Origin of the sequence: Alcaligenes pakistanensis, assembly GCF_014652815.1 — a bacterium.
GTDB lineage: Bacteria > Pseudomonadota > Gammaproteobacteria > Burkholderiales > Burkholderiaceae_B > Alcaligenes > Alcaligenes pakistanensis.
The window spans coordinates 293971-319115 of record NZ_BMZN01000003.1; the positions used below are offsets into that span (position 1 = coordinate 293971).

25 protein-coding genes are annotated in these 25145 nt (G+C 56.3%); 8 read left to right on the forward strand and 17 right to left on the reverse strand.

What is annotated here, in order from left to right; genetic code table 11:
- The first annotated feature begins 125 nt into the window (after window positions 1-125).
- A complete protein-coding gene (locus tag IE156_RS10640) occupies window positions 126-1046 on the forward strand; it encodes an ABC transporter substrate-binding protein (RefSeq protein WP_229841225.1) in 921 nt (306 codons plus the stop codon).
- Window positions 1047-1064: 18 nt separating this feature from the next.
- Here the strand turns inward: IE156_RS10640 and IE156_RS10645 are convergent, their stop codons facing one another.
- From IE156_RS10645 to IE156_RS10695, 11 genes are all read right to left on the reverse strand, one after another.
- The gene (locus IE156_RS10645; protein WP_229841226.1) at window positions 1065-3488 is read right to left on the reverse strand and encodes a TonB-dependent siderophore receptor; all 2424 of its coding nucleotides are present in this window, start codon (window positions 3486-3488) and stop codon (window positions 1065-1067) included.
- 62 nt (window positions 3489-3550) lie between these two features.
- Window positions 3551-4528 (reverse strand): FecR family protein, encoded by a 978-nt coding sequence (locus IE156_RS10650; RefSeq protein WP_189392516.1) that lies wholly within the window; start codon window positions 4526-4528, stop codon window positions 3551-3553.
- A gap of 8 nt (window positions 4529-4536) precedes the next feature.
- Window positions 4537-5064 carry a sigma-70 family RNA polymerase sigma factor gene (locus IE156_RS10655; RefSeq protein ID WP_229841227.1) on the reverse strand — a complete coding sequence of 176 codons (528 nt, stop codon included), beginning with the start codon at window positions 5062-5064 and terminating at the stop codon, window positions 4537-4539.
- Between the two features lie 257 nt (window positions 5065-5321).
- Window positions 5322-5639 carry a hypothetical protein gene (locus IE156_RS10660; RefSeq protein ID WP_189392517.1) on the reverse strand — a complete coding sequence of 106 codons (318 nt, stop codon included), beginning with the start codon at window positions 5637-5639 and terminating at the stop codon, window positions 5322-5324.
- Between the two features lie 389 nt (window positions 5640-6028).
- Window positions 6029-7744, reverse strand: coding sequence for a porin (locus IE156_RS10665; protein WP_189392518.1), 1716 nt, complete (start codon window positions 7742-7744; stop codon window positions 6029-6031).
- 79 nt (window positions 7745-7823) lie between these two features.
- The gene (locus tag IE156_RS10670) at window positions 7824-8726 is read right to left on the reverse strand and encodes a CorA family divalent cation transporter (RefSeq protein WP_189392519.1); all 903 of its coding nucleotides are present in this window, start codon (window positions 8724-8726) and stop codon (window positions 7824-7826) included.
- Window positions 8723-9676: a magnesium transporter CorA family protein gene (locus tag IE156_RS10675; RefSeq protein WP_189392520.1), complete on the reverse strand. Its 954-nt coding sequence runs from the start codon at window positions 9674-9676 to the stop codon at window positions 8723-8725. Before IE156_RS10675 ends, IE156_RS10670 begins: the two co-directional genes overlap by 4 nt.
- A gap of 3 nt (window positions 9677-9679) precedes the next feature.
- Window positions 9680-9979: a hypothetical protein gene (locus tag IE156_RS10680; RefSeq protein ID WP_189392521.1), complete on the reverse strand. Its 300-nt coding sequence runs from the start codon at window positions 9977-9979 to the stop codon at window positions 9680-9682.
- 64 nt (window positions 9980-10043) lie between these two features.
- Window positions 10044-10982 carry a CorA family divalent cation transporter gene (locus IE156_RS10685; RefSeq protein WP_189392522.1) on the reverse strand — a complete coding sequence of 313 codons (939 nt, stop codon included), beginning with the start codon at window positions 10980-10982 and terminating at the stop codon, window positions 10044-10046.
- Window positions 10979-11458: a hypothetical protein gene (locus IE156_RS10690; protein WP_229841228.1), complete on the reverse strand. Its 480-nt coding sequence runs from the start codon at window positions 11456-11458 to the stop codon at window positions 10979-10981. The genes IE156_RS10685 and IE156_RS10690 overlap by 4 nt, the downstream gene beginning before the upstream one ends.
- A complete protein-coding gene (locus tag IE156_RS10695) occupies window positions 11430-11777 on the reverse strand; it encodes a hypothetical protein (protein ID WP_189392523.1) in 348 nt (115 codons plus the stop codon). Before IE156_RS10695 ends, IE156_RS10690 begins: the two co-directional genes overlap by 29 nt.
- A gap of 681 nt (window positions 11778-12458) precedes the next feature.
- Between IE156_RS10695 and IE156_RS10700 the strand changes: the two genes are divergently transcribed.
- From IE156_RS10700 to IE156_RS10720, 5 genes are all read left to right on the forward strand, one after another.
- Window positions 12459-13265 (forward strand): thiazole synthase, encoded by an 807-nt coding sequence (locus IE156_RS10700; RefSeq protein ID WP_189392919.1) that lies wholly within the window; start codon window positions 12459-12461, stop codon window positions 13263-13265.
- Between the two features lie 7 nt (window positions 13266-13272).
- Window positions 13273-14091 (forward strand): bifunctional hydroxymethylpyrimidine kinase/phosphomethylpyrimidine kinase, encoded by an 819-nt coding sequence (gene thiD / locus IE156_RS10705; RefSeq protein ID WP_189392524.1) that lies wholly within the window; start codon window positions 13273-13275, stop codon window positions 14089-14091.
- Window positions 14092-14131: 40 nt separating this feature from the next.
- Complete coding sequence (locus tag IE156_RS10710; RefSeq protein ID WP_189392525.1) at window positions 14132-14827, forward strand: 5'-methylthioadenosine/adenosylhomocysteine nucleosidase; 696 nt, start codon at window positions 14132-14134, stop codon at window positions 14825-14827.
- Between the two features lie 74 nt (window positions 14828-14901).
- Window positions 14902-15582, forward strand: a complete 681-nt coding sequence (locus IE156_RS10715; protein ID WP_189392526.1) for a protein-L-isoaspartate O-methyltransferase family protein — start codon at window positions 14902-14904, stop codon at window positions 15580-15582.
- Window positions 15583-15597: 15 nt separating this feature from the next.
- Complete coding sequence (locus IE156_RS10720) at window positions 15598-16920, forward strand: TolC family outer membrane protein (protein WP_189392527.1); 1323 nt, start codon at window positions 15598-15600, stop codon at window positions 16918-16920.
- A gap of 70 nt (window positions 16921-16990) precedes the next feature.
- Here the strand turns inward: IE156_RS10720 and rfaE2 are convergent, their stop codons facing one another.
- The 6 genes from rfaE2 to ubiE all read right to left on the reverse strand — a co-directional run bounded on the left by rfaE2 (window position 16991) and on the right by ubiE (window position 22847).
- Window positions 16991-17473: a D-glycero-beta-D-manno-heptose 1-phosphate adenylyltransferase gene (gene rfaE2 / locus IE156_RS10725; RefSeq protein WP_189392528.1), complete on the reverse strand. Its 483-nt coding sequence runs from the start codon at window positions 17471-17473 to the stop codon at window positions 16991-16993.
- A 1-nt stretch (window position 17474) separates the two neighbouring features.
- Complete coding sequence (locus tag IE156_RS10730; protein ID WP_189392529.1) at window positions 17475-18344, reverse strand: ferritin-like domain-containing protein; 870 nt, start codon at window positions 18342-18344, stop codon at window positions 17475-17477.
- Window positions 18345-18518: 174 nt separating this feature from the next.
- Window positions 18519-20075: a ubiquinone biosynthesis regulatory protein kinase UbiB gene (ubiB, locus tag IE156_RS10735; RefSeq protein ID WP_189392530.1), complete on the reverse strand. Its 1557-nt coding sequence runs from the start codon at window positions 20073-20075 to the stop codon at window positions 18519-18521.
- A 2-nt stretch (window positions 20076-20077) separates the two neighbouring features.
- Window positions 20078-20707 carry a ubiquinone biosynthesis accessory factor UbiJ gene (locus tag IE156_RS10740; RefSeq protein ID WP_189392531.1) on the reverse strand — a complete coding sequence of 210 codons (630 nt, stop codon included), beginning with the start codon at window positions 20705-20707 and terminating at the stop codon, window positions 20078-20080.
- Between the two features lie 180 nt (window positions 20708-20887).
- Window positions 20888-21865, reverse strand: a complete 978-nt coding sequence (locus IE156_RS10745) for a Tim44 domain-containing protein (protein WP_189392532.1) — start codon at window positions 21863-21865, stop codon at window positions 20888-20890.
- 211 nt (window positions 21866-22076) lie between these two features.
- Entirely contained in the window at window positions 22077-22847 is a 771-nt protein-coding gene (gene ubiE, locus IE156_RS10750; protein ID WP_189392533.1) for a bifunctional demethylmenaquinone methyltransferase/2-methoxy-6-polyprenyl-1,4-benzoquinol methylase UbiE, read from the reverse strand.
- 258 nt (window positions 22848-23105) lie between these two features.
- Between ubiE and phoB the strand changes: the two genes are divergently transcribed.
- Entirely contained in the window at window positions 23106-23816 is a 711-nt protein-coding gene (gene phoB / locus IE156_RS10755) for a phosphate regulon transcriptional regulator PhoB (RefSeq protein ID WP_189392534.1), read from the forward strand.
- 4 nt (window positions 23817-23820) lie between these two features.
- Window positions 23821-25119, forward strand: coding sequence for a phosphate regulon sensor histidine kinase PhoR (gene phoR / locus IE156_RS10760; RefSeq protein ID WP_189392535.1), 1299 nt, complete (start codon window positions 23821-23823; stop codon window positions 25117-25119).
- The last annotated feature ends 26 nt before the right edge of the window (window positions 25120-25145 follow it).

Sequence of the window (25145 nt, forward strand, 5' to 3'; positions counted from 1 at the left end):
CATTTACTTAAAGGCGCATGATGTCCCCTTTGCCTGCGACGTATCGTCTTCAGCATCCAGAGCGCCCGGCCTTGGGCGGGTTGTGCTTATGGAGCGTGCTCTGCCTGTTACTCTTGGTTTTAGGATTGCCCATACTTGCACACGCGCAGGAGCAGAGCCAACGACAAACCCAGGCGCAATCACAGCCCATAACGCAGGCGCAGCAAAACACACAAACAACACCAGCATCTCAAAGTGCGCCAGAGGGGCTGCAAGCAACACCCACACCAGCCACCATCCCGCCCCGCGCCATCAGTCTGGCCCCGCACATCACTGAAATTCTGTTCGCTGCCGGTGCCCAGGATCATCTGATCGCCGTGGACAGTTCCAGCGACTATCCCCCCGCTGCCAAGGATCTGCCTCGTGTTGGTGATGCCTTACGCGTGAACCCCGAAAAGCTACTGGAGCTGAAACCCGACCAAGTCTGGGTTTGGCAAGCGAATCAGATTGGACCTGAATTGCAGCGTCAGCTGCAGCAAACCCATATCAGCCTGATCTTTGCGGCCCCTCAGAAACTGGACGATATTCCTGCCTTTGTCCGTCTGGCAGGAGACAGCCTGGACACGTCTGATGTGGCCGTACCGATAGCAGAGTTACTGGACAATCAGATTGCTGCCCTGCGCCAGAACAGCCGTTTGGGTGAGACTGTCAGCGTATTTCTGGAGATAGGCGCCGAGCCCCTGTACACCTTGGCGCGTGATCCTTTAATTCAAGATGTCCTGAGCACCTGTAAGGCACAAAACATCTACGCCCGCCACGCTGCGGTCGCCCCCACTATCAGTCTGGAAGATGTGCTGCACAAGCGCCCCCAGGTCGTCATCATGGCGTACCGCGATCCGGCCCAATTACGTGCCCGCCATCTGTTCTGGGAAAAGCACCTGGGCCTAAGCCCCCATGCTTTGCTGAACTTGAACCCCGATGCGCTGTACCGCCCCGGTCCCAGGCTGATAGAGGCAACTCGCGAACTCTGCGAACAGCTGGATCGCTATCGAGCCCAGGTTTCCTAAACGGCCCTGAATCGGGATTTAGAACTGATACCTTACCGCCAGCATCATGTTGCGCGGTTCGCCCCAGGTGTAGGTGCTGTACCAGGAGAACATGGAGTAGTAGCGCTTATCAAACAGGTTATTGACGGTAAAGGTCGCCGACAAATTCTTGTTGAAACGATAACGCGCCATGGCATCCACCAGCCAATATCCCGAGACCGTGTGCTGCACTTTGCCCGAAGAGCCGGGTCGGCTGACATCGCCCCAGGTCTTGCTTTGCCAGCGTGCGCCACCGCCCAGCGTCAGACCATTCAGATCACCCTGAAAGTCATAGGTGGTGTAGATATTGAACTGGTGCTCGGGTGATAAGGTGGACACCTTCTCACCATCGCGGCGCGACAGTTTGTAGGCGTAGCCTGCGTGCATTTGCCATTGCGGGGTCAGTTGACCCGCCACCTCTAGCTCCATCCCGTGGGTACGTACACCTTGAGTCGCCTCGTAAGCAAAGCCGCCAGACGGAGTACGTCCCCCTGTTTCTTTGCCGAAGTTATCCTGACGCAGTTGGAAGTAAGCCAGACTGGATGTCAGACGGCCTCCCAGGAACTCACCTTTAACACCCACCTCGTAGTTATCGCCTCGCAAGGGGTCCAGCGTACGGCCGCTCTCATCCTGTAGGTCTTGGGGCTGGAAGATATTAGTGTAGCTGGCGTAAACCGAGAAGTTATCGTTCAGGTCATAGACCGCGCCTACATATGGCACCCACACGCCATTTTCACGCATCTCCAGCTTGTTGTAGTTGGCGTAACGTGTGCCCAACAGCAGCTTGAGGTCGTCGCGCAGGTTCAGGCGGGTGCTGACGTACACACCATTTTCCCGTGTCACCTCGCGGTCATCACCCAGGTGCTCCCAGTTCATGCGCGGCCAGCGACCATCCCATTCGTAGTAATTGGGGACGTCCGTATTGCTGGTTTCGCCATACGACGAATTGGTCCAGCGACGGCGGGACACCCCGCCCCCAACAACCAGCTCATGCTCACGCCCAAACAGCTCAAAAGGGCCAGTCGCGTAGAAATCCGCGGTATTGGATACTGTTTTACCCACGTAGCGACCTGACCATAAGGAGGTCCCTTTGCCGGTCAATGGGTCTGGGTTACCACCCGCTACAGCGGCCAGTTCAGAGTCATAGCCATTGATCAGATGATTCAGCTGCACCTTGGCCATCCAGCCGTTATCGAACTCGTGTTCCAGAGTAGCGAAAGCAGAGCGGGTGTACTGATTCCATCGACTCCAACGTGCACCGTTATTAAAAGAACGGTCCATATCATTGAAATTACCCTGCGCGTCATAAATTGGGATGCCGCCCCAGGTCGAGCCTTTGGGGTCGTTATCCTGCAGGTCCGCCCCCAAGGTCAGGCGGGTATCCGGCGTCAGGTCGGCTTCCACAATACCGTAGAGCACCAAGGTCTGACGCTGGTAATGATCCAGCTGGCTTTTCTTGTCCTGATAGGCCCCCACCATGCGGCCACGTATGGAGCCCGTTTCATTCAAGGGGCCCGAGAAATCCACTTCACCCCGGTAGTTGTCCCAGGTGCCTGCGCCGGCAACAGCGTGTCCTTGAAACTCTTCCGTGGGTTTTTTACGGATCATATTGATGGTCGCGCCAGGGTTCCCACTGCCAGTCAGCAGGCCGGAGGCACCTTTCAGCACTTCAACTCGGTCGTAAATCGCCATATCGCTCAGCGTGTTACCGGCTGAATAGGGCGAATCCCGCAAAGTGGGAATGCCGTCGTACTGGAAGTTCTTGATGTCGAAGCCACGCGCCTCGTAGGCCGTGCGTTCGCTGTCGTAGGTAATGATGCTGACCCCAGGCGTGTGACGCACCACATCGTCAATACTGGTCAGGTTGAAGTCGTCCATCTTCTTACGTGTAGTCACGCTGATGGCTTGCGGAGTCTGGCGTGGAGTCAGGCGCAAACGGGTGGCGGTCGCAATTGTGCCTGCCGCATACGTGCCTGAGCCTTCTGTAATATCGCCCAGGGCATTACGGCGCACTTCAATGCGAGACAGAGATTGCACACCCACCTCATCGGCCAAGGGCTCATCCTTCGACAAGGAGACGAGCACATAGCCCTGATCCCGGCTTTGCACCTGGAACGGCTGCCCGGCCAACAAAGCGGAAAAACCGTCCTGCACCGAATACTGGCCCTGCAAACGCGGTGCGCTCAGACCTTGTAGTCGGGAAGGATCCATCACCAGCGCTACACCGGCCTGCTGAGCAAACTGGCTCAAACGGCTGGCCAGATCACCGGCTTCCAGAGAATAAGCTTGCGTGGTCTGGGCCGACACCGGGGCCGCATTCAGCATCAGTGCACCCATAACAGCCAGGCCGAGCAGGCGGCGGTATGTGGTGGGCATAAACGACGTCTTCACAAGCGCCAAAGGCGGCGCATTCTTCGGGACCATGAAATCTCTCCTTCTTGGCAAGGTCTACCCCATGAAGACGCACGAGCCCGAAAAAGCGGCAATCAAAACCTGAATTTAATCCTCAGCCCTTCGCTACGGCTATCCTGCACCTGCAGGCCAGGATACAGATCCGCTAACAAGGCCAAAGCCGACAGGGGCTGATCCGCAGGCAAAACGGCGCTAACTACCCGACCTTCCATACCTTGGATATTGATCTGTGTCTTGCCGGGATATTGACGGGTGATTTGCTCCAGCGCCTGCGCCAAAGGAACATGTTCCAGAACCAGCTGCCGTTCATCCCAATTACGTTTGGTACTGTTCACATCGGTCTGGCGATTCACCCCCAAGCCTTGTGCATCAATCTGAACTTGATCACCCGCTGCCAACTCACGCCCCTGCTGAGGCCCCTGAGCGCGTGAGTACGTCAGCACGCGTGAAGACAGTACCGTCAAGACGGTGCCCTGAGGCTGCTCTTGCACAATGAACTCGGTTCCCAGGGCCTGGGATACGGCCTGTCGGCTAAGGACACGCAAAGGACGGTCAGGCTGTTTGGCAACCACCACACGCACCTGCCCTGCCAGCAACTCAATGTCCCGGTAGTGTTCGCTATACAGAATCTTCACGTGGGATGCGCCAGCCAGTTCTAGATGGGAGCCATCTTCCAGCACCACCGTGCGCCACTGGCCGGCAGCAGTGTGCACAGACTGATTCGACCAAGGCAGTACAAAAGCCAGAATCGGCAAGATAAACACCATTGCCCAGAGCAAGAGCCGTATGCCCTGCCGCCAGTTACTTAAGAGTGTGCGTCTTGCGGACAGCCCGGCCTCCAAAGCACAGCGCCCGGGTGCTGCATTAGCCTGAGCTGCCAGGTTTTTCACCGTCCCCAGCACCCCTTCCATGCGTGCGGCCGCTGCCTCGTGACGCGGATCTTGAGCACGCCAAGCTATGAACTCAGCCTGGGCCTGTTCGGTGAACTGTCCTGGGTCTGACAAGAGCACGACCCATTGAGCGGCCTGCTGCTCTATTTTGTCGGTAGGCATGGGAGTAATTAAGCCGGAACCAAAGCCTGGATATGAAGCAGGGCCTGCACCAGATCGTTGCGAACTGTACGTTCGCTAACGCCCAAGCGCTGGGCCACGACAGCCTGGGTTTCACCATCCAGATAGCAACTTAAAAACGCCATGCGAGCTCGAGCGGGCAACTCATCCAAGGCTTGGGCCAATAAGGCCAGCGCTTCCAGGGTTTGTGCACACTGCTCCGCCGAGGGCGCCTGAGCCCCTTCGCCCACAGTCGCGGCCAGAGCCTCTAAATACGTTTGTTCTACGGCCAGCCGCCGACTGCGATCAATCAACAGCCGTCTAGCGGTTGTTGCCAGAAACGCGCGGGGATGGCGCATCGTCGTCAGCGCTGCAGGAGCCAGCAGCAGACGAACGAAGGTGTCTTGAACCAGATCTTCAGCCGTAGAGCTGCAATGCAAGCGCGCACGCAGCCACCGTAGCAACCAGCCACGGTGATCCTGATAGAAACCTCCCATCGCGAAGGGTGCTGCCGAAGAGTCCATATACCCAAAAGACACTAATCAATAATCATTCTCATTCCAAAATTATGACATGAAAATGTGGGGAGGCTGAATGTACCTGCGGCAAGCGTCGTCTCGCCACGACAGATAGCTTCACAAAACGACACTTAGCCCAGCAAGGGCTAGCAATCCTTATAAGCGGGGATAGATTCAGATTGGAATCAAGATAAGCAGGCACAGCAGAAAAGCTGTGCCTGTGATGACATTCATGCAGTGATAGTGACAGCAGCATGCACGCCGCTGCAAGAAGGCCCTTACATCATGAAAGAAGGCAGGGTCAGAACCGCATGGGTGGGTTGGCTACGAAAGCCTTCCGCATCGTTCAGGCGGGCTTTGGCACGACGGGACAGATGCTTGAGCACTTGGCTACGCTCGATAGTAGGCAGCGTGGACAGCGCATTTTCAATGGTGCGACCGGACAGGTCATTCAGTGCGTAAGCGTACTCGCGGGCACCGTGGGTATGCAGCAGCTCCAGCAGGTAGCCCTGACGCTGGCGGGAAGCGGCCTGACGCAGAGATTCTTGCAAAGCGTTGTTGTGTGGTGCGGAACGGAACAGGTTGAGGCGGAACATAGCATTCTCCTTCGGACACGGGGGCCCAGAAAGAGTGCTTACCTCTTTAGAGGAGCCCGCTTTGTGGTCCAGCGTCCAATTGACTGGTCATTAAGGAGGCTTGCCCTTTACAGGAACGAAGCCATAAAGAAGGATCAGGGTCCATTTACTTTTAAACGTGAGTAGTTAAAAAAGAGGGTGCAACGGTTTTTGCACCAACGATATTTTCGCATCTGGGTAAGGGCTTGTCTGCCAGGCATTGGCACACCTTCCATCACCTTATCGACATCAAATTTATACTTAAGGATAGGTCAATGGGTCGTTCATCCCAAGGAACCTATCCCCTTGTTTGCGCCCTGCACGAAGGCATGATGCGCAGCCAGCCCAAGTGCAGAAAAGCAGCGCTTTATTTAAAAATGGTGCGTCAGACCAAAGGCAACACGACTGCTACGCGGCTCGCTGGCACTAGCCGCCGTTTCCATATCAAAGCGACGCCCTTGGGCAGCAAAAGCATAGACGCTGGTACGGGGCGACAAGGCATGTACATAACCCACGGACATCACCTGAATACGACGCGCCCGCTCGTCAGTGTCCTCCCAGGTCCAATTCGGACGGCCCAAGGACCACTGCAGCTGAAACTCGCCCTTACCGACGGGAATGGCAGTTCCTACATACCAGGTATCCAGACGGCCACCTTGAATGAACTCGACAGGGCCCAAACCTTCCAGGCCTTTGTCTTCCAGATGCGCTGGACCATCATCGCCATTCAAACCCACAAAACCATTACTCTGACGGCTCCAGCCTGCGGCAACACGGACCACATCAAAGTCATAACTGGCCCCTAACTGCCAGGCGGAGGGACGATTGGACTCTACCCGGCTCAAGCTTTCATAGCTGGCACCCAGCAACCAGGGGCCTTCCTCATACCGCAGGGCTACGCTATAGAGTTTGCTGCGTGCACCGCCCAAACCTTGTTCGCCCACGTCGGCGCTATAACTGGCTCCTAGCTGCACGCCCTCCCATTCCGGACTGCGCCAGCTGAACTGATTGGAAATCTGGTAGTTGTCCGAAGCGCGCATCAAGGCTCCCATCCCAAAGTCCTTCCAGGAGCCTACTTCTACGGCAGAAACAAACTCCTGACCGACGGTGTACTGCCGTCCAAAGCGCAGCTCGCCCCAATGGTCACTGCCCAGCCCTAACCAGGCTTGGTAGTTGAACAGGCGGTCGGACTCCTCGGCCTTGCCGGTAGCCAGATCAATACCGCTTTCCAGGTTGAAGGTGGCACGAAGGCCATCACCTAAATCTTCCTGACCGCGAATACCCCATAAAGAGTCGGTCTGCCCACCGCTTAATACCTCGCGCTGTGAGCCCTCACCGCTAATGCGCGTCCAGCCCAAACCCGCATCCAAGGTGCCGTACAGCTGTACCGACGTTTCGGCATGACTGTGGCTGGGCATCAATAAGCCAACCATACCAAGCACCGCCACACCGGCCGCCCAAGCAGCCGTTTTACTCAATTGAAAGGGACTGAACTCCAACACACGACGCCAGCCGGAAGCGACAGGGGCTGGCTCACGCAACAAGATTCCCAGCAAGGTTTTATTGCCGGTTGCCACAACAACACCTTGTGCGGTCCCTGCTACAACCCGATCGCCCATGGCGCAGGTATCAGGAGCGGATTGCAAAATAGCGCGATTCAAAATCAGATGATCCTGGTTAATCAGGCGCAAATCAGCGGGCACATAATCGCCCGCCGACAAGAGCACCATATCGCCCGGCACCAGCATACGGGCTGGTACACGGGATTGGTGGTCGCGCGCCAGATCGTACATAGTCAAATCGCGGCGCACCTGACACGTTTGTCTTCTCAAGGTCTGGGTCAACTGGACCAGATCGCTGGGGCTGGAGCGCAGAGCTCGGGGTTGATTAGGGCCGTTCTGAATCAAACGGCGCAGCACTTCATCAAAAGCCAGCCCATGGCGCTGGGTATTTAAGGCTTGCAGTACCTGTGGCACATTGCGGGTGGCGTAGTAGCTCAGTGCACAGTGAGCTCGACGCACCAGACGCACCGGGCTTTGATGTGCCACGCTGGCATGATCGGGATGGAAAAACTGGCTTGCGTTCATGGGTACCTCTATCGCTCAATGAATTCTTCAACAAACAGCCTGCGTGTTGCACTACCTGGCCAACACACAGCGTTCTCTCTCAACGCAATGCGCCCGATTTTTTGATTGTCCATATCGGCACCGCCGTCAAAGCCAGAACAGTGACCAACTGCACCCACATCGTGCCTTCCCAAGATAACTCGGGCATGACATGGAAGTTCTGGCCGTACCAGTTGATCAGGGCGGTGCCGGGCACCAGCAAGGCCCACAACACCGTAAAGACTTTGGTCACGTTCAGGTCGCTCATGGCTACGGATTCACCGGCTGCACGCCAGTGGAAACGCTGGCGCTCGATGGCAAAGTGCGCACGGCGCTGCATGCCTTCAATGGCGGCAATCAGTTCGTCCACCCGGCTTAAGGCCATGCTTTGTGACTGGTAGACCAAGCGACGCAAGCGTTGTGCCGCCTGCTCCAGATCATCAATCGAATGCATGACGTAGGACAGGGGCTTGTGCAAGGTCGCCATATGGCTGTCCAGATCAATCATGTCTTCGGCACCCCGCGAGTAATCCGTGCCTACATTGGACAGAAAGCCGCGTAGGGACAAGGTAGAGACGCTCAAACCTTGATCAATACGGTCCAGCACCTGGGACGTTTGTGCCAACAATTGATAGAGCAGTGTCAAGGCCAAAGCGTGCGAACTACTCAAGGACATTTCCTGGGCGCTCAAGCGTTCCAGCGCTTGGCCCGGACGCAGCAGGCGATGGCCGGTTTCCACGGTGTACAACGCTTGGGTATCGTCCCCCAGGCACCAGATCAGATCGGACACCTGCACCTGGTCATCCTTCAGGCGCACACAGCGAATCCGCGTACTCATACCCAAACTGGCCTGGGTTTGCGGTACCAGATCCACCCGATACAGCTTGCCCAAGTCCTCCAGTGCCTGACGGTCGTTAGCCTGCAAACGCCGCCAGGAAGCCATATCCTTGAAACGGGCCGTCATCGCATCCACCCTTTACGCTTCACATACGCCAAAGGAGCCAGGGCAAAAATAGCGGTCATTCCCATCACCAGCCACTCGCCACCCACAATTTCCAGCTCGGGCATATTCGCAAAGTTCTGTCCGTAGAAAGCAGCAATCAAGGTGGGCGGCAAGAACACGGCCGTCACCACCGTAAAAACTTTGATGACCTGGTTTTGCTTCAAATCCAGCGTGGTCATCAAGGACTGCTGCAGGTTGCGAATTTTGTCGTGCTGGAAACGGGCATAACGACGCAAGCTGTGAATGTCCGAAAGCAACATGGACAGATTCTCGGCACTTTCGCCACCGGGAGTACGACGCAGCCAACGGCCAGCCCGTGCCAGCATCAACTGCCCTTCCACGGTTTTGGCTACCAGCTCTTCGGCTTCACCCAGACCGATAGCGGTACTGGCAATATCGGCCACCCCCGCCTGACGCCCCGAGGTATCAAAGCCACCACTGGCCGCCGCCACCGTATCGCTACGCTCATCCAGACGCGAGGCAACATCAGAAATCGTGGCACGAGCCTGATCGTTCAGCGCTTGCAAAATCATGAACAAAATTGAGGCTGGGCTAGGTATTGCTTGCCCCGCATCCACCAAGGCATTCAATTGCTGACTAACGCGCGCCAGCGTATCCACCTGCACGTCCTGCTCAACACTGATCAAACGATCTTTGCCCAGTGCAAACAAGAGGCTGGTTTCGCGGTACTGCTGGCCTTGGCGTATCACCATTTCCACGGGAATCAGGATAAAGCCGGCTTCTTCTGCCGCCGCCCGGCCCCGTTGAATCGTCAGATCCAGGCCCAGCTTGCTTTGCGATGCGGCCAGTTCGTCGTGACGGCTGGCCGACAGTTGCAGCCAGGCGGTTTTCTGCCCGCGCTTGTCGCTCAGGCTGGACACCACCGCGCCCCCCTGTTTTTTATCAGTCATGGCTTAGTCCTCGCTTTGTACCTGTTCGGCTTCCGGGGAAACCATGTAATGACCATACAAATGCAGACCCGCAAAACTGCCCAGAATCAGGATGTACAGCACCACCACCGCAATCATGATTTCACGTTCGATATGTGCGGTACGTGGGCGACTGGCACGGGCCCGATCAATGGCCTGACGACGCTGCTGCACCGCTGCATTGGAGTCCGACTGCAAGCTCAAGTCTTCATTCCAGACCAGGCCACGCAGCTTGTCCGAACCTGCCGTTGCCACCTCGGTGCTGCTTTTCAATGTGTTCAACATACGAAATTCTTCCCATTCATTTAATTGTCAGAGGCAGCGAGCACGATGCTCGCCCAGGTGCGTTCTAGCGCAGCCAGCCCCGGTGTTTCACATAGATCAGTGGCAGCATGGAGAACAAGGCGGTGGAAATAATCCCCACCATTTCCGCGTGCTCCCATTGCAGAATCGGCATATAGGCAAAGTTCATGCTGTAGTAGGTGGAAATCAGCATGGCGGGCAGGAATACGGCAGTCACCACCGAGAACACTTTCACAATCTGGTTCTGCTTCACGTTCAGCGCCATATTGTTGGTAGTCTGCAAAAGGCGGACGCGGTCGTGTATGAAATTCACCTGCTTTTCCACCGCCTCGATATCCTCGATCAAGGTATGAAACACGGGCTTGAGCTTTTCCTGATCAGCGGGCAAACGCGCCAGAGCATGACGGGCAGCCATGGCCAATTGCAGCTGGCTTTCCAAACAGTCAGACAGCAGCTCTTCCACTTCGCTCAGGTCCATCTGGGTGGACACCACATCGCTCACCCCGAAATCCCGGTCCTTGGTTTCCAAACTGTTAAGCACGGCATTGGTCTGGGTCAGCACCTTGCCCAAGTCGTGGCTTAAGGAATCCAGCAGCTCATCAGCCGCATCGTTGATGGACTGCAAAATGACGGCGAAGCTTTCAAAAGCATCGTTCTCGCGGCCATCGCGCTGCAAGCGCTGTAGCGCCTGTGCCAGCGGCCGGGGGCTAGGATCAGGTTCAATCGACACCAAGGTTTGGCGGCTTAGGATGAACACCACACGGCTGGCTTTTTTCTGGCCTTTTTCTACACTCAAAAAGGTCACAGGCACAAAGCTGAATGACCCTTCCTGAGTCGGGCTGTTTTGCAAGGTCTGCGGAATTTCCACTCCCAGCTTTTTGCGTAAGCCACTGATTTGCTCGGCGGCGTGAATGCTGACACGCATCCAGTTGTTCGGCTGGCCGTCATTGCCAAAAAGCGGCGGCGTTTTACCGTGGTCCGTCATTGTTGATCTCCATCAGAACGAGTCTCTTGGGGAGTGGCTTCATCGGCCGACTGCGCCGAAGTCCCCATGTAAAAGCTGGAATGCGAGCCGGAGGTGGAACTGGTCCGGGTTTCCAGGTGCGAGTTGCTGAAAAACAGCCAGCTCACCACCACAATCAAAATGCCCCACGAAGAGAGCAGCATGGAAAAAGACAAACGCTCGTAGCGGGACCAGCGCTTGCGGCCCTTTAAAGGTGCGGCGGGTGGGCGACGCGCCGAACGGGTCCAGACCTGGGCGGCAAGCGAGTTGTCTTGATAGGGTTTGCTGCTCAAGGAAGAGGGAATGGTTTGCGGCATAGCACTCTTTTGGGTTGATAAGAACCAAACCAGTCGCCCATGACGATACGACCCCCGCATGGGCTGGCTAGTTGTGGTGGGGTTGAACAGAAAAGGCGTCAGCGTCCGGCGCTCAGGAGCGCTGGGGCTGGCGATATTCACGCAACCAGTCCTGCGTGCCGTAGCGATGCGGGAACAAGGTGAACAGACTGGGAGTGGGAGCGTAGTTCTGGCGGCGACCCAAATGGCCCACACGGACACCCGTGTTCATTGCCGTATGAACTTGGTTGCGATCGGACTCGGGAAGCATGGCCAGGACATCGGCACGGACACGAGCCGAGAGATTGGGCAAGGCTTTGGCAAAGGCCAAGGTGCCGTGCGAAGCTAACAAGTCACACACGGCCACCGGACGGTAAGTAGCGACAGCCAAACGCAAAGCGCGTTGCAGGCCATCGTGGGGACGGGAGTAAGAAAACAGCATGAGATTCTCCTGAGGCACGCGGCCACAGAAGTACCCCACACGTTTTAGACCGTGAGGAACCTGGAGCCGGTGCTCAATTCGCAGTGGGGCTTCATGCGGACATGAAACGCTGGGCAGGACGCTGGCGTGCGTCTTTCAGATTCAGGGTCAGGGCCCAAGAACGTGCTCCTCTAACAATTAAAAATATCGGCTGTCTGCGCAGCGGTCCTGAATGGGCCCCGGCATCAGCCATGAACGTCCAATCTGCTTCTGGCAATCAGGCCTTGAACCTTAGCCAATCGGACTCAGGCTGCAGATACTAAGTACCTGGGGTTTGAGTCCGACCGATGAAACAGAAAGCGCGCATGAAATCTACGGATTTCCCAAGACAAGTCTCGTTCTTGGGGAACAACAGAATTCTCGCATCGGAGCGGTGACAGGGCCAGCAGGCATTAGGGCCCTGGGCATGACCTTAAACATAAGGTGCATATGCCAAGGTATACATACGCTTCTTACACCCTTGATTTGGCCCTGCACCTCAGGCTCCCGCCCTGCTCTGCCTGGATCAAAGCCCTGCCCGGCCAAGCTGCCATACGGGTTTTCCTGCGAGTACCGGCCAAATGGATTATTCTTGCAGTGTTTGCCCAGCAAAAAACCAACTCTTTATCCGCCCCAGACGCGGATGTGTTACGTAGCACCACCATGACCCAAACAGTGAACAACGACCCCTTTATTCTGGCCGGCACCAGCTACCAATCCCGGCTATTGGTAGGCACCGGAAAATACAAAGATTTTGACGAAACCCGTCAGGCCATTGAGGCTAGTGGCGCTGAGATTGTGACTGTGGCTATTCGCCGCACCAATATCGGCCAAAACGCCAATGAGCCCAATCTGCTCGATTACCTGCCGCCTTCCAAATACACGCTGCTGCCCAATACGGCGGGCTGCTACACCGCTGACGACGCGGTGCGCACCTTACGCCTGGCACGCGAGCTGCTGGACGGCCACAAGCTGGTCAAACTGGAAGTGCTGGGCGACTCCGGCAACCTGTTCCCCAATATGCCCGAAACCCTGAAAGCGGCCAAAACTCTGGTGGATGAGGGTTTTGATGTCATGGTGTATTGCGCCGACGATCCTATCCAGGCCCGTATGCTCGAAGAGATGGGCTGTGTGGCCATCATGCCTTTGGCCTCCCTGATCGGTTCTGGCATGGGCATCATCAACCCTTGGAACCTGCGTCTGATCATTGACCAAAGTAAAGTGCCTGTACTGGTGGATGCCGGTGTTGGTACCGCTTCGGATGCAGCCATTGCCATGGAACTAGGTTGCGATGGCGTGCTGATGAACACCGCAATCGCCGGTGCCCGTCAGCCCGTGCTGATGGCCAGTGCCATGAACCTGGCGGTACAAGCTGGTCGTCAAGCCTATCTGGCTGGCCGCGTACCCCGCAAATACTACGATGCCGACCCCAGTTCGCCCACTGAAGGGCTGATTCACTCCCGTACCTGAACGAGACATGATTCCCAACACGCTGACCATTGCCGGAGTTGACCCCTCCGGCGGCGCCGGTATTCTGGCTGACGTCAAAGCCATGAGCGCCCTGGGTGCTTATGCCACCGCTGTCATTGCCGCGTTGACGGCACAAAACACCCAAGGTGTCACCGGCATCAGCCCGGTTCCTGCCGACTTTGTGCGCCAGCAAATTGATACCCTGTTTGCCGATGTGCGCATTGATGGCGTCAAGATCGGCATGTTGGGCCAGGAGGCGGTCACGACCGTGGTGGCTGAACGCATGGCTCATTTCAAACCCAAGCACCTGGTGCTGGACCCAGTCATGATCGCCAAAAGTGGTGACCATCTGCTGGAAAAGTCTGCCGTTCATGCTTTGCGTGAGCAACTGGTGCCCCAATGCACCATGATCACGCCCAATCTGCCCGAGGCCGGTGTCTTGCTAGATGCCCGCCCAGTAGAAACGGTCAAGGAAATGCGCCAGGCAGCCGAGCGTCTGCGTCGCCTGATGAATCACAACGATCAGCGCTGGGTATTCCTGAAAGGCGGCCACCTGCCCGGTTCGGACTGCATCGACTTGCTGCACGATGGCGACAAGATGATCGAAATGCCAGCCAAGCGTATTGATACTGCCAATACACATGGCACCGGCTGCACCTTGTCGGCTGCACTGGCTGCTTTGCTGCCTCAATACGACAATGTGCCCGATGCCGCCCTGGCCGCCAAAAAATACCTATACGAAGCCATAGCCCGTTCCGACGAGCTGACAGTGGGTAGCGGACACGGCCCCGTGCATCACTTCTATAAACTGTGGCCATCGTCTTGATACGAGCCGTTTGATCGGGCCGGATAAAGGCCCCAGTCTTATGCCTACACTTGGAATTATTGTCGCCATGCGCGAAGAGCTGGAGATTGTGCTGGAGCGCTTGCAAGAGCCCCAGACTACCCAGCGCGCTGGCATGGATTTTCACTGCGGCACCTATCTGGGTAAAGCGGTGGTTGCGGTGGTCTGCGGCGTGGGCAAGGTCAATGCCGCCGCCTGCACCCAGATGCTGATCTCGGAATTTTCCGTAGGCAGCGTCATCAATATTGGTATTGCCGGAGCAGTCGAACCCAGCATCCGTCCCGGCGATATTGTCATTGCCGACACGCTGGTCCAGCATGATGTGGAACTCAAGGCCCTGGGCTTACCGCCCGGCCAGGTTTTCCGTCTGGACACCTTTGACTTTCCGGCTGATCCGGCCTTGCTGGCCATTGCCCAAACGGCGGCTCAGCAGATCGAAGGCCATCAGGTCCATACCGGCCGAATTGTTACCGGCGACCAATTTATCGCTTGTAACGATAAAATACAGTGGTTAAGCGCCACCTTTACCGCCTTAGCCTGCGAAATGGAAAGTGGCGCCATTGCCCAGGTGTGCTATCTCAATACCGTGCCGTTTGTCTGCATACGCAGTATTTCAGACAATGCCAACCACGACGCACACATGGATTTTGATACCTTTTTGCCCATCGCCGTCAATAACGCCAGCACCTTGCTACACGCGATGGTGCCGTCCTGCTAAGTCCAAGCGCGCCTCTTTGTTGATGCGCTGGCTTATAATCGGCTCTTTGCCAAGCCTTTAGTTTTCTGGAAGCTATGAACCATATCGCGCTGTCTGAACTCGAACGTGCCCGTTACTACATGGTGGAACAACAAATCCGCCCCTGGAACGTCTCCGACGAAAACGTGCTGCAAGCCTTGGTCGCGGTCCAGCGTGAACGCTTTGTTCCCTCGTCGTTGCGCTCGTCGGCCTTTTCGGACACCGAGCTGCCACTGATCATCAATGCCGTGAACACGCACGAGACCATGCTCTCGCCCAAAGTTGAGGCTCGTCTGGCTCAAGAGCTGCTGCTGCAACCTAGCGACGGCGTCCTGGAAATTGGTACCGGCTCGGGCTATCAGGCCGCGTTGCTGGGTCATCTGGCCCAACAAGTCACATCTATCGAAATTGACAGCAAACTGGCCGCTTTTGCCCAGGAAAACCTGCAGCGCAACAATGTGCGCAACGTCAAAGTTGAAGTGGGCGATGCCCACGCAGGCTGGGGTACCACCGAATACGACGCCATTTTGGTGACCGGTTCCGTGCCCACCATCCCTGATGCCCTGAAGTACCAGCTCTGTATTGGGGGCCGTCTGGTGGTAGTGGTCGGTCAAAACCCGGTCATGACCGCCGTGCGTATTACGCGCACCAGCGCTGCCAGCTTTGAGACCACGCCCCTGTTCGACACCTGGATCAAACCATTGCGCGGCACAGCCGTCTCTCAATTCCGTTTTTAAACATCTATGCGGTTTATGACTTCCTTGCGTCTGGCGCTGCTCTCGCTGCTTGCTTTAAGCAGCACGGCTCAGTCGCAAGATTTGCTGCAGGCCTGGAACCAGGCCTTGGCACATGAACCGCAATTCGGCGCTGCCCAGGCTGCCCATCAGGCAGATCAGGAACAAGTGCCCCAAAGCCGGGCGCAGTTGCTGCCGCAAATAAGCGCTATCGGTACTACCGAACTGCAAGAGCGCCGTCAAACCAGCAAGCTGTCCAATCAGCAGTCCAGCGACCGTGCCGCCTGGACTTTGACGTTAAGCCAACCCGTTTACAACCGCAATGCCTGGGCCCGTTACGAGCGTGCTCAGCTATTGGCGCAGGGTGCCGATATTCAGCTCACGCTGGACCGGCAGGATCTGATGCTACGCGTCAGCCAAAGCTATTTTGATGTGCTCGCGGCTCAGGACACACTGTCCACCCTGAAAGCCCAGCAAGCCGCGATTGACGAACAATTGCGTGCAGCCGACCAGAACTTTCAGCTGGGCGGCACCACGATTACCGACACCTACGAAGCCAAGTCGCGACTGGACCTGACTCGTGCCAGTGTTCTGCAGGCTGAAAATACCCTGCAAGTGGCCCAGGACAAGCTGGCGGCGCTGACATTGGAGCGTTATGAAACGCTGGCTCGTCTGCGTGAACCTTTGCGCCTGCCCGCTCCCGAACCGACGAATCTGCAAACCTGGCTGGATCAGTCCAGCCAGTCCGGTTTAGGCGTGGCACTGGCCGACATCAAGGCACGAGCCGCAGAGGAACAGCTGAAAGGCACCCAAGCCCTGCACGAGCCCACTTTGGCCTTGAAAGCCCAGACAGGTAGCGGTAGTGATCAAACCCTGTTTGGACAGGCGGGCGGTGGCCCGCGTTCGCTCAATAGCGCTTTGGGTCTGGAACTCAGTATTCCCATCTTCCGCGGTGGCGAAACCAGCTCTCAGGTTCGTGAGCAAAGCTCACGCCTGCAACAGGCCCGCTACGATCACCAGTTCGCCATTCAGCAATCCATCCAGCAAACGCGTCAGTACTTCTCTGGCGTCACCACAGGCCTGGTCCGTGTGCAGGCCCTGGAAGCGGCCACCAAGTCCAGCCAGGACGCTGTGGAGGCCAATAAGCTGGCTTACGAGATCGGCGTACGCGTCAACATCGACGTACTCAATGCCCAGCAGCAGCTTTATGAAGCGCAACGCAGTCTGGCCCAGGCCCGCTATGAGGTTCTGATGAACAGCCTGCGTTTGAAAGCAGCCAGCGGCACGCTGAACGAGAACGACCTGCGGGCAGTGAACGATCTGCTTCAGCCTGAGTCCTGAATCCTGAATCCCACGGATAAAAAAATCCCGGACTATGCCGGGATTCAACACTTCAATCTTTACTGCTGATTTAGTCGCGTAGCTTCTTGACCAACGCCGTTGTCGAGCGCTGGAATTCAAAAGGAATGGCAATCGCATCGCCTCCCCAACTACGTACCAGAGCTGTTTCAGGCAAGGCTTCCATATCGTAGTCACCGCCCTTCACAATCAAATCAGGGCGCAGTGCAGCGATCAAGGCTTCGGGCGTATCTTCATCAAACAGGACCACAGCATCCACACACGCCATTGCCGCCAATAAGGCGGCCCTGTCCTGTTCGGCGTTAATAGGGCGCTCTGGCCCCTTATTCAGACGTCGCACCGAGGCATCGGTATTCACACCCACTACAAGCGAAGCGCCTAATTGTGCTGCCTCGTCCAGGTAGCTGACATGGCCACGGTGCAAAAGATCGAACACACCGTTGGTAAAGACCAGCGGGCGCGCCAGGCGCCCGTGCTCCACCGCTTCCAGCAAAGCATCAAGACTCAGAACCTTGGCCTCGAAACGTGCGCTCATATCAAACCTGAATCAAGGGCGAATCAGACCCGACCTGACGCGTCAAATCTTTGCGATAACGATTCAGTTCCTGAACGGTCTCAAACGAGCTGCCCATCAAGAGCGACATATTGTGCAAGATGCGCGAGCTAACTTTATGCTCCCATTCCTTGTCGAAGCGAATTTGCGTATCCAGCCAGTTTTCCAGCCAACCGGGCGAGGGCAGCTTGGACTGCACAGTGTCTTCCGGGAACATGGCTTTGTTCACGTGCAGATTAGTCGGGTGCAGGGCTTGAGCCGTACGATGGGCCGAAGCCATCAAAACACCAATCTTGGAGAACGCCAAACGGGCTTGCAGACCAAATTCCTGGCCTTTATGCACCAGAGCACGTTTCATGTAGCGCAGGTAAGCACCGGCATGACGGGCTTCGTCTTGGGCCACGATTTTGTAGATGGACTTGATCACCGGCTCGGTGTGCCAGTCTGCAGCACGACGGTACCAGTGGTTCAAACGCACTTCGCCGCAAAAGTGCAGCATCAGCGTTTCCATAGCTGGGGCCGGATCGAATTCAAAACGCACTTTGTGCAGCTCTTCTTCGGTTGGCATCAGTTCCGGACGGAAACGACGCAGATATTCGATCAAGACCAGCGAGTGCTTTTGTTCCTCAAAGAACCAGACGGACATAAAAGCGCAAAAATCGCTGTCATCTTTATTGTCACGCAGGAACATTTCGGTAGCAGGCAAGGCTGCCCACTCGGTAATCGCGTTCATTTTGATGGTGTAGGCTTGCTCGTCGCTGAGCTTGGTGCCATCAAAGTCATCCCACGGTATGTCATGCGCGAAATTCCAGCGCACCGCTTCCATGGATTTGAATAAGTCATGGTAAAGCATAACGATTCCTAAAAAGAATCAAGCGGTTCCTTGAGGGCGGCCATTCACCGTCCGGAAGGCGCCGGAAAGCGCCAGCTTAATGAATAGCTGGCGGACCTGCGTCTATCGTAGAACCTGCAGTTATCAGAAATATGTCAGCTACAAAAAAACTGACGCGTTGCGGGTACGTCACACTTATCGCCCCACCAAAGCCCAGATAGCCACCCCGACGGCGACCGCCAGCACAGCACATAGGACGGACAACAAACGGTTGGCTTGCTGCTGCGACTGGCGCAACAGCTTAAGTTCCTGGTTCAACGCCTGCCCTGTATCTGGCCTATTCAAACTGGAATAAACCAGACGCGGAAGCTGCGGCATGATCTGGGCCCACTGCCCCGCTTCCTGTTTCAAACGCGAATAAAAGCCCGATGGACCAATACGCTGGTACATCCACTTTTCCAGATAAGGTTTGGCGGTATCCCACAGATCCAATTCTGGATCCAGGTCCCGCCCCATCCCTTCCACATTCAGAAGGGTTTTCTGCAGCAGCACCAGCTGCGGCTGAATTTCTACATTGAACCGGCGCGAGGTCTGAAACAGGCGCAAAAGCACTTGCCCTAAAGAGATCTCAGACAAAGGCCGGTCGAAATATGGTTCACATACCGCGCGTACCGAGCCTTCCAGCTCTTCTTCGCGGGTTTCAGGTGGCACCCAGCCGGACTCAATATGCAATTGAGCCACCCGGCGGTAATCGCGCCGGAAGAAAGCCAGGAAGTTTTGTGCCAGATAGTTTTTATCGAACTCGGACAGGGAGCCAACAATGCCAAAGTCCAGGGCAATGTAGCGGCCCAGGGACTCCGGAGCGTCCGAGACATAAATATTGCCAGGGTGCATGTCGGCGTGGAAAAAGCCGTCGGTAAACACCTGGGTGAAGAAAATTTCCACCCCTTTGCGAGCCAGGTCCTTCAGGTCCACATTGGCCGCACGCAAACGATCAATCTGATTGACCGGAATGCCCTTCATGCGATCCATGGTGAATACAGTCGAGGCGCAGTAATCCCAATGTACTTCCGGAACCATCAACAGCTGGGTACGTTCCGCATCTTTAGTAAAGTTACGGCGCAACTGGCTGCAATTGGAGGCTTCGCGAATCAGGTCCAGCTCGTCGTTCAGATACTTGTCGAACTCGGCCACGACTTCACGTGGTTTCAGGCGGCGGGCATCCGGGCCCAAGCGCTCCATGAATACAGCCAGAACACGCATCAGACGCAAGTCTTTATGAATGACCTCGCGCATGCCTGGACGCAACACCTTGACGGCCACTTCGCGGCCATTGTGCAGCTCGGCAAAATGCACCTGGGCGATGGAGGCCGAGGCGATGGGCTCACGGTCAAACTTCTGGAACAGCTCGTAGGGTGATGCGCCCAAGGCTTTCAGGATTGTGGCCTCGGCCACTTCCGACGGAAAAGGGGGAACCCGATCCTGCAGCATAGCCAGTTGCTCGGCGATATCCAGCGGAATCAAATCCCGGCGGGTCGAGAGCACCTGCCCAAATTTTACGAAAATGGGGCCCAGACTTTCCAGGGCCAAACGCAAACGCACGCCGCGAGGCAGCTTGGGCTTGCGGCCCAGACGCGCAATACGCAACAGGCGGGAAGCCCAGGGATGGCGAATGCTGGATAAAACCAGCTCGTCCAGGCGATAACGGAAAACAACCAGCAGGATGGTCAGCAGACGGCACAAAGAAAACATGCTCAGGACTCCCGCCGACGCGCATCAAGCCGGTTCAAACGTCGATCCAGCTCGTCCAAACCTTGTATCAAACCGCTCGATTGCTCGCGCAGCCGATCCAGCTCAGGACGGGTCACCAGCAAGGCACTTTCTTCAGTCAGGTATTCGCTGGCATTGCCCGCCAGACGCTGACCCAGATCACGCAAACCGGAAAAAGCGCGACGCGCACCGCTGAACACACGTACAGCCATCACATCGCCCACAATTTTGGCCAGATCGTGTTCGGCATCCCAGCGCAGATTAGCAGCCAGATCGGACACCAGATTGGCCAGACCGGCTTCGCCCTGCACATGCATTAGCTGCGCCACACGGCTGAAATCGCCGTCTTGCAGGATTTGCGGTAGTTCGGGCAACTTGTCTTGTGGCAAGGTCAGGGTGACATCAGGCACCACAGCAGGATGACCCTGCTCCAGCATTCCTTGAGAACTAATGGTGTAGACCAACTGCAAGCGGCCCACGACCAGCGAGACGGTCTTGCCCGCATAGCTGCGTAAACGCTCACGCGCCCAGTCCTCGCGGTCAAGCAAGGCATTGAGCAAACGCACGCCCACGGCGCCAGGTTCTAGGAATGAGGGGATACCAAGCATGTCCATGTCAGTTTACTGCCGGGGCAAGTAAACCAGTCCAATTAAAACAGCCAGTTTAACCCGACACAGACACGGCCGGAGGTAAGAGGCTAAAGGAACACGGGCAAATGGGATCACGGCGAAACGAGTGCGCTCATAACAGAACAGCCGCCTGATGAACAAGGCGGCTGTCTGTATAGATAAGAATTAAGCGTTGGGGTCAACCGGGATTTGCTGAATACCAGCCAACATCCAACCGGCACCGTCGGCCTTGAACAGATTCCAGACCTCTTCAAAGCGGAAGGCTTCTGCACCCTCTTCTTCGCGCAGCATGCCCGAGTAACGAACGCTGGCCAGGTGACCATCAGCCACTTTTTCGATGCCCAGCAGTTCAGCATTGAGCAGCACGATTTGGGTGACGTTATCGCCCTGGCGCTGTGCAATCTGAGGCGCGGCTTCTTTGAGCAGATCGTCTGTCAAGAAGGTACGCAGTTGTTCCACATCGCCCTTGTCCCACAGTTTCTGGATTTCCACAAACTGAGTCTTGGCATTGGCCAGGAACGTAGGGGTATCAAAGTCACCAGGAATGAACCAGCTTTCGTCTACTGGCGGTGCTGGAACAGCGGCCACCGCAGCGGGCTGTGCAGCAGGAGCGGCAGCAGGCATAGGAGCCGGCGCAGCCTGAGGCTGTTGCCATGGGCTAGGAGCGGGGTCCGCATTACGCATCATGGACTGGCCACCGGCCTGTTGCATGGCAGGACGAGCCGCCGAACCACGCAGACGACGTACGATGAACAATACGGCGAAAATCACCAGACCAATCAGCAAGAGGCTAGACATCATTTCCAGGAAAGCGCCGCCCAGACCCATGCTGGAGAGCAAAGCAGCAATACCCAAACCAGCGGCAATACCGGCGATCGGGCCCAGGAAACGGGACATGCCCGACTTGGCCGCCGTACCGGCAGCAGCGGCGCCAGCAGCAGGAGCGGCCGAACGTGTTGCATTATTCGCGGCAGCTGGAGGCGTTGCAGCAGAACGGTTGGTGGTGATGTTGGAAGACTGTCGACCAAAGCTGGAGCCACCGCCCATGCGCCGTGCTTCCGCATCGTAGGAAACGGTCAGCAACGCGCCGGTGCTAAAAGCCAGCACAGCAGCCATGAAGTAACGAGAAAGCCGTTGGGACATAGTCAAAAACTCCTGACCGTGATGGGCGCTTACAGAGAGGGGGTTTATTCCCAGGCAATGCCATCCCAGTCGATTATTCAAGAAAACTTACGATAAGCTGAACATTAACATGACAACTTCTCATGCACCATGTTTTTTTTACCCTTAATTACAGACGAAAAACGAACGGCACCAGAAGGTGCCGCTGTTATAGAAAGGGGGACGCCTAGCATCAATCCAGGCGAATGCCTTCGTGCAGCGCGGCCACGCCAGCTGTCAGATTGAAGTATTGAACTCGCTCCAGACCCACTTCGCGCATCATGTCAGCCAAGGTGTCCTGATCAGGGTGCATGCGAATGGATTCAGCCAGATAGCGGTAGCTCTCCTCGTCCTTGGCCACCAGCTTGCCAATACGGGGCAGAACATTAAAGGAATACCAGTCGTAGGGAGCTCGCAAGGGCTTGGCCACACGAGAGAACTCCAGCACCAGCAATTTGCCGCCGGGGCGCAGCACCCGCTTCATTTCAGCCAGGGCGCGGTCTTTGTGCGTCATATTGCGCAAGCCAAAGGCCACTGACACGCGGTCAAAATACGCATCCGGAAAAGGCAGGTGCTCGGCATCACAGACCGCAACGGGCGTAATAATGCCCCTGTCCTGCAAACGATCCCGGCCCACGCGCAACATGGAGCTATTGATATCGGTATGCCAGACCTCGCCATCAGCACCTGCCTGACGCGCAAAGGTTTTGGTCAAATCGCCCGTTCCTGCTGCAATATCCAACACCTTCATGCCAGGGCGCACAGCGGCACGCCCGATGGTGAAGGCTTTCCAGATACGGTGCAGACCACCCGACATCAAGTCGTTCATCACGTCGTAGTTATTAGCGACCGAATGAAAAACCTGGGCAACTTTGCCGGCTTTTTCGCTTTCAGCAACGGTTTGAAAGCCGAAATGCGTGTCGTCGTTCTGGGCGGAGGAGTGTTGAGGGCGCTGTTTTTCCATAGTGGCATAATCGTAACGCAGATTTCCCGGTACAGAAACGAAAATCCCACCCGCTGGTAGCCGCCCATTTATGGACGTTCACAAACCTGAAACATTAACGCCATATGATGGCGCTATTACGTGCAGTCAGGGATGATTCAGCGCCCCGGTATTGCCTTGAAAGAGCTTTGTCAGATCGACAGCCCGGCCCCTTCAGGACCATACCCACCGCCTGCCTGACCATCTTTTATTTTTTATCGGACCAGTCTGAAGCTAACAATGAGTACAAGCATATTAGTTGTGGAAGATGAGCCAGCGATCCAGGAGCTGATTTCCGTCAACCTGTCCTTTGCCGGCCATAAAGTGCTGCGCGCCTTCGATGCCGAACAAGCCCAGATCCTTATCCGTGCAGAACTGCCAGATTTGATTCTGGTGGACTGGATGCTGCCCGGCTCTTCGGGTATCAATCTGGCCCGCAAGCTGCGCTCGGACGAGCGTACTCGCCATATCCCGGTCATCATGCTGACAGCTAAGGGCTCGGAGCAAGACAAGGTAGACGGCCTGGAAGCCGGTGCGGATGACTACATCACCAAACCTTTCTCGCCCAAAGAGCTGATTGCCCGCATCAAGGCTGTGTTGCGCCGCCGCGCGCCCCAGTTGACCGATGATGTCATTGCTATCAGCAACTTGCAGCTGGACCCCAGCACACACCGTCTGTCCAGCCAGGGCATGGCGCTGACCATCGGCCCCACCGAATTTCGTTTGCTGCATTTTTTCATGACCCATACCGAGCGCGTCTTTACCCGCTCCCAATTGCTGGATCAGGTCTGGGGCGATCACGTGTTTGTCGAAGAACGTACGGTTGATGTCCATATCCGTCGCTTGCGCAAGGCGCTGGAGCCTAGCGGACACGATAAACATATTGAAACGATTCGTGGCTCAGGCTATCGTTTTGCCCTTTCCCCACTGGAAAAGGCGCCTAACGCCTGATCCCATGTTCAGCATATTCACGTCTATTGTTATTTGGGCCCTTCTGGGCAGCTTGATCGGCTGGTGGCTTGGGCCATCTATCGGTCTGGCTTTGTTTTGCGGTGGCCTGCTGATGCTGATTGTCATCAGCACCGTGCAATTGTCTCGCGTGGCACGCTGGACCCGCAATCTGACCGACCCACCGCCCCCCGCTGTCGGCCCCTGGGACGCCATTCTGGCCCCCATTTACCGCCAATTGCGACGCGACCGGCAGGAAATTCAAGATCTGAACCGCTACGTAGACGGCATCATGATGGCGGCCGAGGCCCTGCCTGATGGCGCCATTACCCTGAACGGGGAAATGGAGCTGCAATGGTGCAACCAGACAGCCTGTGAACACATAGGTTTGAATCTGGCGACAGACCGGCACCACAGCATCTTCAATATTTTGCGCGAACCCGAGTTTTCACGTTATGCGCGGCAAGCTCAATGGGATGGCCCTTTGCTGCTGCACCTGGGCAAAGACGGCCGCGAGCGCTCCTTGCTGTTGCAATTGACGCCTTACGGACTGGGCCAATTCCTGATCGTGACCCGTGACGTCACCCAGATGGAAATGCTGGAAACCACCCGTAAAGACTTTGTCGCCAATGTCTCGCACGAATTACGCACCCCTTTGACCGTGTTGCTGGGTTTTCTGGAGACCCTGCAAGACCTGCCGCCCGAAAGCCTGCCCCAAGAGCAGCGCCAGCGCTATGAACAAATGATGCTGGAACAGACCCGTCACATGCAGTCTATTGTTTCGGACTTGCTGACGCTGTCGACACTCGAATCCTCCCCTACCGTCGAGGGCGAGACCGTGCAGGTAAGCCAATTGATTCTGAGTGCGCTGAAACAAGGCGAGGCTATTTCAGGCGGGCAACACAGCTTTGTCACCGAAATAGACCCGCAATTAGCCATTCAGGGCATGGAAACCGAATTAAGCTCGGCGGTCTCCAACTTGATTACCAATGCGGTGCGCTATACCCCCAAGGACGGCACCATCACCGTACGGTGGTACTTGAACGACAGCGGTGAAGCCTGTTATTCGGTGCAGGACACAGGCATCGGTATTGCCGCCCAGGACATTCCCCGTTTGACCGAACGTTTTTACCGGGTTGATAAGGGCCGTTCGCGCTCCACCGGCGGCACAGGCTTGGGTCTAGCCATTACCAAACACATTATCGTGCGACATAACGCGGACCTGCAGATTCAGAGTCGTCTGGGCGTAGGCAGCGTATTTATGTTGCGTTTCCCCAAGAGCCGGGTTCGACTCCAGGACAGCTAAGACCTGTAGAGCCGAATTTGGCCCTA

Bases quoted from the DNA above. Each gene is read 5' to 3' on its own strand.
- IE156_RS10645 (WP_229841226.1), bottom strand. From the start codon at position 3,488: ATGGTCCCGAAGAATGCGCCGCCTTTGGCGCTTGTGAAGACGTCGTTT.
- IE156_RS10650 (WP_189392516.1), bottom strand. From the start codon at position 4,528: ATGCCTACCGACAAAATAGAGCAGCAGGCCGCTCAATGGGTCGTGCTC.
- IE156_RS10660 (WP_189392517.1), bottom strand. From the start codon at position 5,639: ATGTTCCGCCTCAACCTGTTCCGTTCCGCACCACACAACAACGCTTTG.
- IE156_RS10665 (WP_189392518.1), bottom strand. From the start codon at position 7,744: ATGAACGCAAGCCAGTTTTTCCATCCCGATCATGCCAGCGTGGCACAT.
- IE156_RS10670 (WP_189392519.1), bottom strand. From the start codon at position 8,726: ATGACGGCCCGTTTCAAGGATATGGCTTCCTGGCGGCGTTTGCAGGCT.
- IE156_RS10675 (WP_189392520.1), bottom strand. From the start codon at position 9,676: ATGACTGATAAAAAACAGGGGGGCGCGGTGGTGTCCAGCCTGAGCGAC.
- IE156_RS10680 (WP_189392521.1), bottom strand. From the start codon at position 9,979: ATGTTGAACACATTGAAAAGCAGCACCGAGGTGGCAACGGCAGGTTCG.
- IE156_RS10685 (WP_189392522.1), bottom strand. From the start codon at position 10,982: ATGACGGACCACGGTAAAACGCCGCCGCTTTTTGGCAATGACGGCCAG.
- IE156_RS10695 (WP_189392523.1), bottom strand. From the start codon at position 11,777: ATGCTGTTTTCTTACTCCCGTCCCCACGATGGCCTGCAACGCGCTTTG.
- IE156_RS10700 (WP_189392919.1), top strand. From the start codon at position 12,459: ATGACCCAAACAGTGAACAACGACCCCTTTATTCTGGCCGGCACCAGC.
- thiD (WP_189392524.1), top strand. From the start codon at position 13,273: ATGATTCCCAACACGCTGACCATTGCCGGAGTTGACCCCTCCGGCGGC.
- IE156_RS10710 (WP_189392525.1), top strand. From the start codon at position 14,132: ATGCCTACACTTGGAATTATTGTCGCCATGCGCGAAGAGCTGGAGATT.
- IE156_RS10715 (WP_189392526.1), top strand. From the start codon at position 14,902: ATGAACCATATCGCGCTGTCTGAACTCGAACGTGCCCGTTACTACATG.
- IE156_RS10720 (WP_189392527.1), top strand. From the start codon at position 15,598: ATGACTTCCTTGCGTCTGGCGCTGCTCTCGCTGCTTGCTTTAAGCAGC.
- rfaE2 (WP_189392528.1), bottom strand. From the start codon at position 17,473: ATGAGCGCACGTTTCGAGGCCAAGGTTCTGAGTCTTGATGCTTTGCTG.
- IE156_RS10730 (WP_189392529.1), bottom strand. From the start codon at position 18,344: ATGCTTTACCATGACTTATTCAAATCCATGGAAGCGGTGCGCTGGAAT.
- ubiB (WP_189392530.1), bottom strand. From the start codon at position 20,075: ATGTTTTCTTTGTGCCGTCTGCTGACCATCCTGCTGGTTGTTTTCCGT.
- IE156_RS10740 (WP_189392531.1), bottom strand. From the start codon at position 20,707: ATGGACATGCTTGGTATCCCCTCATTCCTAGAACCTGGCGCCGTGGGC.
- IE156_RS10745 (WP_189392532.1), bottom strand. From the start codon at position 21,865: ATGTCCCAACGGCTTTCTCGTTACTTCATGGCTGCTGTGCTGGCTTTT.
- ubiE (WP_189392533.1), bottom strand. From the start codon at position 22,847: ATGGAAAAACAGCGCCCTCAACACTCCTCCGCCCAGAACGACGACACG.
- phoB (WP_189392534.1), top strand. From the start codon at position 23,106: ATGAGTACAAGCATATTAGTTGTGGAAGATGAGCCAGCGATCCAGGAG.
- phoR (WP_189392535.1), top strand. From the start codon at position 23,821: ATGTTCAGCATATTCACGTCTATTGTTATTTGGGCCCTTCTGGGCAGC.